General features: G+C 29.6%; 11 protein-coding genes and 1 other RNA gene. 8 read left to right on the forward strand and 4 right to left on the reverse strand.

All coding sequences use genetic code 11. From position 1 onward, the window contains the following. The first annotated feature begins 11 nt into the window (after nucleotides 1-11). A complete protein-coding gene (fliS, locus tag AJ930_RS08105; protein ID WP_002861271.1) occupies nucleotides 12-398 on the forward strand; it encodes a flagellar export chaperone FliS in 387 nt (128 codons plus the stop codon). Further along, on the forward strand, nucleotides 379-654 hold the full coding sequence (locus tag AJ930_RS08110) for a hypothetical protein (protein WP_070275142.1): 276 nt from the start codon (nucleotides 379-381) through the stop codon (nucleotides 652-654). The genes fliS and AJ930_RS08110 overlap by 20 nt, the downstream gene beginning before the upstream one ends. Here AJ930_RS08110 and rnpB read toward each other — a convergent pair. Next, nucleotides 651-971, reverse strand: an RNA gene (gene rnpB / locus AJ930_RS08115) — RNase P RNA component class A. The genes AJ930_RS08110 and rnpB overlap by 4 nt on opposite strands. A gap of 113 nt (nucleotides 972-1,084) precedes the next feature. Here rnpB and efp point away from each other — a divergent pair. The 3 genes from efp to AJ930_RS08130 all read left to right on the forward strand — a co-directional run bounded on the left by efp (nucleotide 1,085) and on the right by AJ930_RS08130 (nucleotide 4,116). After that, a complete protein-coding gene (efp, locus tag AJ930_RS08120) occupies nucleotides 1,085-1,654 on the forward strand; it encodes an elongation factor P (protein ID WP_002855210.1) in 570 nt (189 codons plus the stop codon). A 361-nt stretch (nucleotides 1,655-2,015) separates the two neighbouring features. Beyond that, nucleotides 2,016-3,308 (forward strand): SLC13 family permease, encoded by a 1,293-nt coding sequence (locus AJ930_RS08125; RefSeq protein WP_083263167.1) that lies wholly within the window; start codon nucleotides 2,016-2,018, stop codon nucleotides 3,306-3,308. A gap of 10 nt (nucleotides 3,309-3,318) precedes the next feature. Next, on the forward strand, nucleotides 3,319-4,116 hold the full coding sequence (locus AJ930_RS08130) for an amidohydrolase family protein (protein WP_070261622.1): 798 nt from the start codon (nucleotides 3,319-3,321) through the stop codon (nucleotides 4,114-4,116). On the opposite strand, the gene AJ930_RS08135 is transcribed toward AJ930_RS08130, so the two are convergent. Next, nucleotides 4,113-5,198, reverse strand: a complete 1,086-nt coding sequence (locus tag AJ930_RS08135; RefSeq protein WP_070275144.1) for an FUSC family protein — start codon at nucleotides 5,196-5,198, stop codon at nucleotides 4,113-4,115. The genes AJ930_RS08130 and AJ930_RS08135 overlap by 4 nt on opposite strands. Next, nucleotides 5,195-6,427, reverse strand: coding sequence for a glutamate-5-semialdehyde dehydrogenase (locus tag AJ930_RS08140; RefSeq protein WP_070275145.1), 1,233 nt, complete (start codon nucleotides 6,425-6,427; stop codon nucleotides 5,195-5,197). Before AJ930_RS08140 ends, AJ930_RS08135 begins: the two co-directional genes overlap by 4 nt. Nucleotides 6,428-6,497: 70 nt before the next feature. On the opposite strand from AJ930_RS08140, the gene AJ930_RS08145 reads away from it, so the two are divergent. Continuing rightward, entirely contained in the window at nucleotides 6,498-7,433 is a 936-nt protein-coding gene (locus tag AJ930_RS08145) for an NAD(P)-binding domain-containing protein (RefSeq protein ID WP_070275146.1), read from the forward strand. 206 nt (nucleotides 7,434-7,639) lie between these two features. Then, the gene (locus AJ930_RS08150) at nucleotides 7,640-8,968 is read left to right on the forward strand and encodes an MATE family efflux transporter (RefSeq protein ID WP_070275147.1); all 1,329 of its coding nucleotides are present in this window, start codon (nucleotides 7,640-7,642) and stop codon (nucleotides 8,966-8,968) included. A 49-nt stretch (nucleotides 8,969-9,017) separates the two neighbouring features. Here AJ930_RS08150 and AJ930_RS08155 read toward each other — a convergent pair whose 3' ends face one another. Continuing rightward, nucleotides 9,018-9,947: a DUF2860 family protein gene (locus AJ930_RS08155; protein WP_002881020.1), complete on the reverse strand. Its 930-nt coding sequence runs from the start codon at nucleotides 9,945-9,947 to the stop codon at nucleotides 9,018-9,020. A 139-nt stretch (nucleotides 9,948-10,086) separates the two neighbouring features. Here AJ930_RS08155 and AJ930_RS08160 point away from each other — a divergent pair, with 139 nt between their 5' ends. Continuing rightward, on the forward strand, nucleotides 10,087-11,463 hold the full coding sequence (locus AJ930_RS08160; RefSeq protein WP_044794230.1) for a replicative DNA helicase: 1,377 nt from the start codon (nucleotides 10,087-10,089) through the stop codon (nucleotides 11,461-11,463). The last annotated feature ends 692 nt before the right edge of the window (nucleotides 11,464-12,155 follow it).

Below are 12,155 nucleotides of genomic sequence, written 5' to 3' on the forward strand. Positions count from 1 at the left end.
GGATAAAAAAGATGCAAAATAGTTTAGCTTATAATGCTTATTCTCAAAATCAAGCGGGGATAGAATCTCCGCAAAAACTTATCGAAATGCTCTATGAGGGAATTTTGCGTTTTTGTGCAAGGGCTAAAGTGGCGATAAGAAACGAGGATATAGAGCAAAGAGTATACTTTGTAAAAAGAACAACAGCTATTTTTATAGAGCTTATTAATACTTTAGATTATGAAAAAGGTGGAGATGTGGCGCATTATTTAAGTGGGCTTTATACAAGAGAAATTCAACTTTTATCTTTGGCAAATTTAGAAAATAACGAAGAAAGAATTAATGAAGTTATAAATGTAACCAAAGGTTTACTAGAAGCTTGGAGAGAAGTGCATAGTAATGAAACAGTGGATCAATGATTTTAAACTCGCGTTAATTCAAGAAGATATTAATAAGCTTGAAAATTTGCTTGATAAACTTGATATGAAAGCTTTTATTAAAAATTTAGCTAAAAGATCACCCTCAGAAGACTTTATAAAAGAAAATATAAATGATATATTTTATCAAGTTCAAGCTCTTTTGCAAGAAGCTGTTGCACTAATTGAACAAAAGAAAAAAGCAAAGGCTGTTGAAATTCAAAAATTTCAAAAAGCTTTGACCTATGTTAGATCTTAAAAAGCATAGCGATAAGCCGAGTTCTGTCTTGAATGCTCATTTATCTAGTTTTGTTTTTACAAACAAAATCAAGCGAAGGGTTAAAACAAAGACGCTAACCATCCCTTCTTGCTGCACATTGGGTTTACATAGCCGAAATTGTTGCCAAAATCGCTGGTAGGCTTTTACCCCACCGTTTCACCTTTTCCACTTGTGTGGTAGTTTCCTTTCTGTTGCACTATCCCTTAGGTTGCCCTAGCCATCTGTTAGATGGAATGCTTGTCTTTAGCAGCTCGGACTTTCCTCTTCTAAAAAGAAGCGAGCATTTACTATGCTTTAAATTTAAATTTTAGCGTAATTTTACTTATTTTTTTATCAAATAAAATAATTTTATTGTGATATCAATCAAAATTTGATAGAATTATTTTTTATTTTTTAACAAAGGAAATTTATGGCATCTTATTCAATGGGTGATTTAAAAAAGGGACTTAAAATAGAAATCGATGGAATTCCTTTTAAAATAGTTGAGTATCAGCATGTAAAACCAGGTAAAGGTCCTGCTTTTGTGCGTATTAAAATCAAATCTTTTATTGATGGTAAAGTACTTGAAAAAACTTTCCATGCAGGCGATAAATGTGAAGCTCCAAATTTAGAAGATAAAACTATGCAGTATCTTTATGATGATGGTGAAAATTGCCAATTTATGGATACACAAACATATGAACAAGTAGCTATCAGTGATGATGATGTGGGTGAGGCAAAAAAATGGATGCTTGATGGTATGATGGTAGATGTACTTTTTCATAATGGCAAGGCTATCGGCGTAGAAGTTCCACAAGTTGTTGAACTCAAAATCATCGAAACGGCTCCAAATTTCAAAGGCGATACTCAAGGATCAAATAAAAAACCAGCTACTTTAGAAACAGGCGCAGTAGTGCAAATTCCTTTTCATGTGCTAGAAGGTGAAGTTATACGCGTTGATACTGTGCGTGGTGAGTATATAGAAAGAGCGAACAAGTAATACAAAAAAAGCTTTTGGACTATTCCAAGGCTTTTTTAAATTTATACAATTTTTTATTTTATTCTTCAAGGCATTCTTTAAATTTTTAAACTTGACTTTTCTGTAGTGTTTTAATTCTATATTATAAAGATGAGCTTATGAGAATATTTTTTCTATTTTCAAATATTTTTAGATGGGATTATGGTGTTGTTTTTTTTGCCTAAAAAGGGTTTTTGCTTGTTATAATTCAAGATATTCTGTAAAATATTTTATAAGATGAGTAAATTTGTTACTAAATAGATATTTTTTAAATTTTAGATTTTGTTTTTATGCTTTGAAAAATATATTTTTTGATATCATAAGCCCTATAATATTTTAAAGGATGATAATGGTTTTTTTAATCATCTCTAGTATTATAGTAGCCATCATTTTAGGCTATATTACTAGACATAATGTTGGAATTTTTGCTATGATTTTTGCTTATATTATAGGAGCCTTTTTTATGGATTTAGCTCCTAAAAAAATCATAGCTTTTTGGCCTATTTCTATATTTTTTGTTATTTTTGCTGTTTCATTGTTTTATAATTTTGCAACCGTAAATGGAACTCTTGAAAAATTAGCTGGACATTTGATGTATCGTTTTGCTAATCATCCTTATTTACTTCCTTTTGTTATTTTTGTGGTTAGTGCTATTATAGCTGCTTTAGGAGCGGGTTTTTATACGGTTTTGGCTTTTATGGCACCCCTTACTTTTTTACTTTGCGATAAAATCGGTTTAAGTAAAATTGCCGGAGCTATGGCCATAAACTATGGTGCTTTAGGAGGAGCAAATTTTATGACTTCTCAAAGTGGGATTATTTTTCGAGGATTGATGCAAAATTCAGGTATTGAAGCAAATGAAGCTTTTATAAATTCTAGTATTATTTTTGCTTTTACTATAATTTTGCCTATTGTGGTATTATCTTTTTTTGTGTTTAATGCTTTTAAAAATAAGATGCAAACCAGTGTTATTTCAAAATCTGATCCATTTGATTATAAACAAAAAACTACTTTAATTCTCATGTTTATGATGATTATTGTTGTTTTAATCTTTCCTGTGCTAAATATTATTTTTCCACATAATGAGACAATTAGTTATTTTAATAAAAAAATAGATATAGCTATGATAGCCATGATTTTTGTTGCCATTGCTTTATTTTTAAAATTAGCCGATGAGAAACAAGTTGTTGCTTTAATTCCTTGGGGAACCTTGATAATGATTTGTGGAGTAGGGATGTTAATTAGCATAGCAGTTGAAGCAGGGGCTATAAAATTATTTTCAGATCTTGTAGAAAATGAGGTCAATGTGATTTTTATTCCGTTAATAATGTGTGCTATTGCAGCTTTTATGTCGCTTTTTTCAAGTACTTTGGGTGTGGTTACTCCAGCGCTTTTTCCTATAGTTCCAAGCATTGCTGCAAGCAGTGGATTAAGCGAGGCATTGCTTTTTTCTTGTATTGTTGTAGGGGCTCAAGCTTCCGCTATTTCTCCTTTTTCTTCTGGAGGAAGTTTAATTTTAGGATCTTGTCCTGATAAATATAAGGAAAAATTATTTAAAGATTTACTTATTAAAGCTGTGCCAATAGGATTTATGGCGGCGATTTTAGCTACTGTTATAATGAGTTTTATTTTATAAGGATAGTTTAATGAAGATTGATACTCATGCACATATATTTTTGAAAAAGTTAAATACAGTTGCAAATGCAAGATATAAGCCTGATTATGACGCTAGTTTTAAAGATTATAAAGCAAATTTAGATCATTATGGTTTTGATAAAGGGGTTTTAGTTCAGCCAAGTTTTTTAGGTGTTGATAATGAATTTTTGCTTCAGAGTATCGAAAAAGATGAAAATATAAAAGCTATAGTTGTGGTTGATGAAGGTATTAAATTTGATGAGCTTCAAAAACTAAAAGAAAGAAAAGCTTGTGGAGTTAGATTAAATTTAATTGGCAAAGAATTGCCAAATTTTAAAAGTACGGTTTGGATTCAATTTTTTGAAAATTTAAGTAAGCTTAAAATGCAAATAGAAATTCAAAGAGATTTGGATAATAATCTTATTGATATTGTTAAAAATTTAATTCCTTATGGTTGTAATATTGTTATTGATCATTTAGCAAGAGCTAATGCAAACTTAACAAATTTAGAGGATTTAATTTACCTAAAAAATTCTAGAATATTTTTTAAAATTAGCGGTTTTTATAGAGCAAAAATAGACTATGCTAATAATGAACAAGCTATAAAATTTGCAAAGAAAATATATGAAATTTTAAAAGAACATTTTCCACTTAGCAATTTTGTTTTTGGAAGTGATTGGCCGCATACAAATTTTGAAGCAAATATTAATTTTTCATCGGCTCTAGCAGCTTTTAATGAAGTTGTCGTATCTAAAAAAGAACAAGAGCAAATTTTAGGGGATAATGCTTGTGTTTTATTTGACTTTTAAGCTTTTCGTTTTATCCTAAAGATGTATTTTGCAATGCGTTCAAAATGTACTCTTAGATAAGGTTTATAAATTACAAAACCACCCAAAAGTCCTAAAATGCTTCCTATTACGACATCAACTAAACGAGCGAGTATTAATGTATTTGCATTTTCACTCATAAAATTAGCTGCTTCCGAAAGATAAGTGGCATAAGGAGTAAAGAAAATCATAGCTAAAGCATAGTTTCGATTGACTAAAAATTGTCCTATAAAAAACAAAGACATCATAAGTAAAACAAGCTCTATATTGTGAAATTGTTTAGATAAAAGCCACCATGCAAAACATACTCCTAAGGCCGTTCCTATGATACGTTGAATTTGTTTAATCCATATAGAGTTTAAAGTTACACCTTGCATAATAGCTGTGCAAGAAATGGCTATCCAATAACTTCTTTCAAGTTCTAAAAAAGTTCCTATAAATATAGAAAAAGCTACAAAAGAACCCATAATCAAAGAATCCACAAAAACTGCATCAAAACCTATGTATTCTCTAGGTGGAATTTCGCTAGGTAAAGCATTTTTAAATCCATAAATCACAACGATAGAGTATAAAAAAGCCATTAAATTAGCTACCATTGCTCCAAGAAAAACAAGACCCACTAAAAAGATAAAATCCTTAGCTTCAAAAGGAGAATAAGCTCCTAAAACACAAGAAAATACAAAGAAGAAATATCCAGGTGCACCAATGTTATAATATCTAATTAAAATAGAACTTCCCATGGCCACAAGTCCTATAGGGATGAAGGCAAAAATTGCAGGTAAAAAATGGGTTAAAATTCCTAAGAAAAAACTAGAAACTATGCCAAAAGAACAGCACATCACAACAGCCATTCTATGATATAAAGGAGTGTTTGGAACATATAAAAAAGATAAAGCTCCTATCATGGCAATGAGTCCATAGTTTAATTTTCCAAAAAATACACTAAACCCTAAAACTATACCCACACCCAAAGCCGCAAAAAAAGGCATTTGCCAAACTTGTTCACTTGAATTTAGTTTAGCAATTTCTTTAAAGTGTTGCTTTAGCATTTCTATTTTATTCACTCTCGAATTTGTCCTTCCCCATTGATTATATATTTATAAGTGCAAATATCTTCAACCCCCATAGGACCTCTTGCATGCAATTTGCTAGTTGAAATTCCAACTTCCCCACCAAAGCCAAATTCTCCTCCATCGCTAAAACGCGTTGAAGCATTAGCATAAATACAAGATGAGTTTATAAGGCGTTGAAATTTAGCGATATTTGAAGCATCATTTGAGATAATGGTTTCAGAATGCAAGGAGCTGTGTTTGTTGATATGATCTATAGCTTCATCGCAATCTTTTACTAATTTTACACTTAAAGAAAAATCAAGCCATTCTGTATCAAAGGTATTTTCACTTGCTTTAAAAACTTCTAAATTTGAGTTGTTAAAATAAGCCAAAGCATTTTCATGGGCGTGAATTTTTACCTTAAATTTTTTAAATTCAGGGATTAAAAGACTTATAAAATTTTTAGCAATTTTTTCATGGATTAAAAGCGTTTCTAAAGCGTTGCAAACACTTACTCTTTGACACTTTGCATTAAGGATTATTTTTAAAGCTGTATCTAAGTTAGCACTTTGATCTACAAAAGCATGACACAATCCCTTATCTTGCTTAATGAGAGGAATTTTAGTATTGTTTGCAATTTCTTGTATCATATTTGAACTACCGCGAGGTATGATCACATCGATTAAATCATCAAAAGTTAGAATTTGCTTGATTTCGTCTCTTTGAGTAAACATAGCAAAACAATCTTGCAAACCAAATTCCTTAAGTGTTTTGCTAACAAGAGTAAATATAGCTTCATTTGTAAATTTTGCTTCACTTCCACCTTTAAATACACAAGCATTAGAACTTTTTATCATTAAAGCTGCGATTTCAGCGCTAAGACTAGGCCTTGCTTCGTAAATAACACAAATGAGTCCTAAAGGAATGCTCATCTTTTGTATACTCAAACCCGCATAATTTTTCCAAGCTTTAGAAATTTTGCCTATAGGATCTTCGATATAAGCGATTTTTTCTAGACCTTCACAAAGAGCTAAAATGCGTTTTTCATCTAACAAAAGCCTATCTTTTATTGTTCCACTTTTTGTGAAATTTGCTATATCTTTTTTATTTGCTTCTAGGATAATTTTGAAATTTTCTCTTAAAATTTGAGCTAATTTTAAAATAATTTTTTCTTTATCTTTAGGTGTTAAGTTAAGTAGTTTTTGAGAATTTTTCTTAATATTTTCAAGCAAATTTCGCATTTTTAATCCTTTATTTACAAAAAACTTGATAAATTATACAAAAAAAATCAGAATTGAAAGGTAAATATAAATGAAAAAAATAGATTTAATTATAGTAGGTGCAGGTCCAACAGGCATAGGCTGTGCGGTTGAAGCTAAGCTTAAAAACAAAGAAGTTTTGATACTGGAAAAATCAAATAACATTTGCCAAACTTTAATGCAATTTTATAAAGATGGCAAAAGAGTAGATAAAGCTTATAAGGGATGCGAAGGAACTAATCATGGACATGTTCCTTTTGAAGATGGTACCAAAGAAAGTACTATAGAAACTTTTCAAAACGTATTAAAAGAACACAATATAGAAGTTGAATTTGGCTCTGAAGTTGAGAGCGTTAAAAATGAAAATGGAGTTTTTTTAGTAAGCACAGCTAAAGGCGTTTATGAGTGTAAAAACATCATCGTTGCTATAGGTAGAATGGGTAAGCCTAATAAGCCTGATTACAAACTTCCTACGACTTTAACAAAAATCATTAATTTTAATGCCAATTCAGTTTTGGGAAATGAAAAAATTCTTGTTGTAGGTGGTGGAAATTCAGCAGCAGAATACGCTGTGGATTTGGCTAATTCAAATCAAGTTAGCCTTTGTTATCGTAAAAAAGAATTTACAAGATTAAATGATATAAATCTTAAAGATATTCACGAAGCTGGAAATTCGGGTAAAGTAGAGTTAAAACTAGGAATTGACATTAATGAGATAGAAGATGATAGTGGCAAGGCTAAGGTAAATTTTACCGATGGTACAAGCGATATTTATGATAGAATCATTTATGCTATTGGTGGTTCTACTCCACTTGATTTTTTACAAAAATGCGGGATTAATGTTGATGATAAAGGCGTGCCTTTAATGGATGAAAATAAACAAAGCAATGTTAAAGGTATCTTTGTAGCAGGAGATATTGCTACTAAAAATGGAGCAAGTATAGTTACAGGGTTAAATGACGCTGTAAAAATTCTTTCCGTGCTTTAAAATTTAGCCTTCGGGCTAAATTTGACTTATTAATAAGTAAATTTTATAATTCTTATTATTTTAATTTAAATCTATGAAAATGCAAAATAAAACTAATACAAAAACAACAATAAGAACTTATCGTTTAAATTTCTATATTTTAGGACTTCAAGCACTCTACTAGCGTCTTTAAAAATATTTTATTTTAATATTTTTAAAGGATTTATATGTCAAATATTTTTAGCACTTTAAGCCCTTTTAGGCTTTTTATAAAATGTGCCGTGCCAAATGTCATAAGCATGGCCTTTATTTCTTTTTATTATATAGTTGATGGAATTTTTGTTGGAAAATATCTAGGAAGTGATGCTTTAGCAGCACTAGCCTTGATTATTCCCTTTATTATGATGTCTTTTGCTTTGGCTGATATGATAGCTATAGGTTCAGCAGTGCAAATTTCTATGCATTTGGGTTTAGGCAAGAAGAATTTAGCTAGAAAGATATTTAGTTCTAGTATATTGATTATTTTTCTAATCTCTTGTTTTATTGGAATTTTGGAGTATTTTTTAGGACCTGTTTTGATTGATTGTCTAAATGTTAGCGATGAGATTAAAACCATGGCTAAAGAATGTATGTTTGTTTTTGCTTTATTTGCACCTTTTACCATGCTTTCTTTTGCCTTGGATAATTATTTAAGAATTTGTGGAAAAACAACCTATAGTATGATTATGAACATAATCATAGCTTTAAGTAATATTATATTTGATTATCTTTTTATAGTTGTATTTGGTTGGGGCTTGTTTTCGGTAGCCCTTGCAACTTGTTTAGGAATTGTTTTAAGTGGTATTTTTGGAATTATTCCTTTTTTATTTCAAAATTTAGAGCTTAAATTTTCAAGTTTATATATAAATTTGAGAATTTTTAAAAATATTCTTTATAATGGAAGTAGCGAGTTTTTTGGCAATGTTTCGGGTTCTTTATATAGTATTTTTGCAAATTTTGTTTTGTTAAAAATTTCTACCACTCAAGCCGTGGCAGCTTTTTCTATTATTTTATATATTGATAGTTTTATTATAATGCTCATTATTGCTATGGGAGATGCGATGCAACCTGCACTTAGTTATAATTATGCTAAAAAAGATTTTTTAAGGATTAAAGCTATTATAAAAGTGGTATTTTTTGCAGGGGGAATTTTATCTTTATTTTCTATAGTATTTATATTGATATTTGGAGAAAATTTGATAGCACTTTTTGCAAAAGAAAATGATCAAGAATTTAAAACTTTTGCTTATACAGCTTTGATGCTTTTTGCTTTTAATTATATTTTTGCATGGTTTAATGTCCTAAGTGGTTCTTTTTTGACAGCTTTTAATAAAGCAAGTTTTTCTTTGGTTTTAAGCTTAATGCAAAATTTATTCATACCTTTATTTTTTCTTTTGCTTTTATCTTATTTTATAGGTTTAAATGGAGTATGGTTAAGTCCATTTTTTGCTGAATTTTGTGTTTTGATTTTAGCTTGGATTTTTCTTAAAAGGATTTTTAAAGATCTATCTTTATAGTGGATAGATCTTTTTTAAATTTTATCAAAGGAGCTTTTTTTATAATTTTTTAGAATTTATATCCTATTCCAGTTAAAACAACTTGATAGGTTTCATCATAAAATCCTATATCGCTATTTCTTTTTTCTATACCATAATTTGCAAAACCATAAAGTCCGTTATAGCCCAAAAATTGATTTTTAACAACTTTTAGATTAAGCTTAACTATATTACCGTCTTGTTTTTTGTGAAAGATAGGATCTGTTCCTACTGCTTCATATTTGCTAAGACTTAAATTTGGGGTGAAGATATAGTCATTAGCAAAAGCTAAATTTGCTCCCATGCTTAAACCATATCTTGAGTAACTTTGAGCTTTTCCATCTGCATCATTATAATCATAGCTTAGTCCTAAATTTAACAAACTATAATTGTAATTTAATTCAAACTCGTGATAATACCCCTCTCTTTTTAAAGAGTTGTACTCAACTGCGTCTTTATCATATTTGTTTTTGCTAAATAAATATGAAGCTGTAAATTTTCCTAAATCACTTTCGTAAAGTTGAGAGATTTTAAAACCATATCTATCAACATCAGTTTCTTCTCTATTGCCTATTTGATAAGGATTTGCATAAGCTTTTTCTCTTAAAGAAGAAATTACAGAAAAAGAAGTACTAAAACGCTCTAAATAGGCTTTTTCATAACCTAAAGCTATACCGCTGATATCTCTTCCATTGTAGTTTTTGATAAAAACTCTATCATTGTCTATAAGGTTGCCATAGTAAAGTTCTACACCGATAAAAGGAATAAAAGAAGAGTCCGAATTATCAGCATCATAACCACCCAAGTAATCGCTATCCGCTAAAGTTGAAATATTGCTTTTAATATCTCTTGCACCTACACCTATGCTTAAATTTCCACTAAAACCTTCTTGAAAATCTACAGCCATAGCTGACTGGGCTAAGATGGAAGCTAAAATACATGAAAATAAATGTTTTTTCAAGTGTTCTCCTAATAAAATAAATGTTGTGATTATAATTGTAACTAATATTACTTTAAATATTTATAAAAAATTAAAGTTTATAATTTTAAGTTTTTTTAGATAAAATTTTTAAAATTATTTATATTTATAAGGAAATTTAGTGCAACAAGAGTATTATGACTTGGATTTAGAGCGAGCTATTTTAAGCAGTTGCATCATGAGTGAAGAAGCTTACGCTAGTATAGCAGGCGATATTAGTCCGAAAGATTTTAGTCTTAAAGCTCATGAAGATATTTTTAAAGCAATTATAGCTTGTAGCAACAACAAAGAGCCTATTTCTATAAGTTTTTTAAAAAAACATAAAAAAATAGATGAAGAGATTTTAGCAGAAATTCTTGCCACTCCTTCTATGATAGATTTGCCTGCTTATGTAAATGAACTTCGCGAAAAGTCCATCAAAAGACAACTTTTGAGTTTTGCACATCTTTTACCAGCTCGTATTAATGAAAATCGTGCTGTAAGTGAAATCGCAGATGAAATTGGTAAAGAAATTTTTAGCATTACAAATCGTGTAAATTTTAGAGATATTAAAGATGTTAATATAATAATATCAGAACTTTTTGAAGAATTTAAAAAGCAAAAAACTTTAGAAAATAAAAATATCATAGGCCTTGATACAGGTTTTGAGGGTTTAAATAAAATGACAAAAGGTTTTAAAGGAGGTGAGCTTATAATAATCGCTGCGCGCCCAGGTATGGGAAAAACAACCCTTTGTTTAAATTTCATTGATAAAGTTTTAAGACAAAATAAAGGTGTGGCTTTGTTTTCTCTTGAAATGCCCGCAACTCAAATCATGCAAAGAATGCTTTCTTCAAAAACTTCTATCCCTTTACAAAGAATTTTAACCGCAGATTTAAACGATGATGAATGGGAGCGTTTAGGAGATGCTTGTAATGATTATAGTCAAAAGAAATTATATATTTACGATAGTGGTTATGCAACTATTGCTGATGTAAGGGCTATTTTAAGGCGTTTAAAATCTCAAGATGAAAGTGTAGGACTTTGTGTGATTGACTATATAGGGCTTATGATGAGTAATTCAAATTTTAATGATAGGCATTTGCAAGTGAGTGAAATTTCAAGAGGACTTAAGCTTTTGGCTAGGGAGCTTGATATGCCGATTATCGCACTTTCACAACTTAATCGTGGTTTAGAGCAAAGAGCAAATAAGCGTCCTTTGATGAGTGATTTGCGAGAAAGTGGAGCTATAGAGCAAGATGCGGATGCTATTTTATTTGTATATCGCGATGAGGTTTATAGGGAGCAAGAAGAAAAAGAAAGAGAGAATAAAGCTAAAGCTGAAGGTAAAGCTTATCAAAGGCTTTTTATACCAAATCCTATGCAAGAAAATGCTGAAATTATTGTTGGAAAAAATAGAAATGGACCGGTCGGAACTATAGAGGTTATATTTTTAAAAGAAAAATCTTGTTTTGTAGATAAACCTATAGGCTATGAAGCTACTGAATTTACAGGCTAGCTTTAATTGATATAAATTAATTATAAACACCACAAAAATATTTACAACATTTCATACAAATTTACTCTCATTAAATCAATTTTTTATATAAAATAAAATTTAAATTTAAACTATATAGTTTTATAATAATTAGTATTTAATTATACTTTAAGTTTAAATATTTTATTATTCCGCTATTTTATTTTTATATTTTATATTATTATTAAAAAATAAATAATATGAAATTAATTTCAAAATAAATCATTTTAAATAAGGAAGGAGAAAAATATTTGAGTAAAAATATTATTTCAAGTAAGGTGTCTACGGGGGGGGGGGGATTAAAGAACCCTGTTTAAATTCTAAAAAGATAGTTTTATCTTTAGCTACTATTTCTTTCTTAGCGAGTTGTGCTAATGCTACACTTACTCCTGAAATAAAAACTTATGATGAAGCAAATAAAAATCTTAAGGCTAGTTCAGCAAGTGTTTATAGTCCTCAAGCAAGAATTGATACGACCGTAAGCAATTCACAAACTAACACAATAGAAGTTAATGGAAATGGTTCTCATTCTATAACAATTGAAAAAAATGGAACTTTAGGCAATGAGAATAACAACGATAAAATTATCTATGTCCATGCTAGCAACAGCGATACTCTTACTCTTACTAATCTTACCAATAATGGAACCATCAATGGTAAAGTAGCCATACAAA

The sequence above is a fragment of the Campylobacter sp. BCW_6871 genome, from assembly GCF_001762325.1.
Classification (GTDB): domain Bacteria; phylum Campylobacterota; class Campylobacteria; order Campylobacterales; family Campylobacteraceae; genus Campylobacter_D; species Campylobacter_D jejuni.

What these genes read in the sequence shown, in the direction of transcription:
- AJ930_RS08110 (WP_070275142.1), top strand. Translation starts at nt 379, where the DNA reads ATGAAACAGTGGATCAATGATTTTAAACTCGCGTTAATTCAAGAAGAT.
- fliS (WP_002861271.1), top strand. Translation starts at nt 12, where the DNA reads ATGCAAAATAGTTTAGCTTATAATGCTTATTCTCAAAATCAAGCGGGG.
- AJ930_RS08125 (WP_083263167.1), top strand. Translation starts at nt 2,016, where the DNA reads ATGATAATGGTTTTTTTAATCATCTCTAGTATTATAGTAGCCATCATT.
- AJ930_RS08150 (WP_070275147.1), top strand. Translation starts at nt 7,640, where the DNA reads ATGTCAAATATTTTTAGCACTTTAAGCCCTTTTAGGCTTTTTATAAAA.
- AJ930_RS08130 (WP_070261622.1), top strand. Translation starts at nt 3,319, where the DNA reads ATGAAGATTGATACTCATGCACATATATTTTTGAAAAAGTTAAATACA.
- AJ930_RS08140 (WP_070275145.1), bottom strand. Translation starts at nt 6,427, where the DNA reads ATGCGAAATTTGCTTGAAAATATTAAGAAAAATTCTCAAAAACTACTT.
- AJ930_RS08145 (WP_070275146.1), top strand. Translation starts at nt 6,498, where the DNA reads ATGAAAAAAATAGATTTAATTATAGTAGGTGCAGGTCCAACAGGCATA.
- efp (WP_002855210.1), top strand. Translation starts at nt 1,085, where the DNA reads ATGGCATCTTATTCAATGGGTGATTTAAAAAAGGGACTTAAAATAGAA.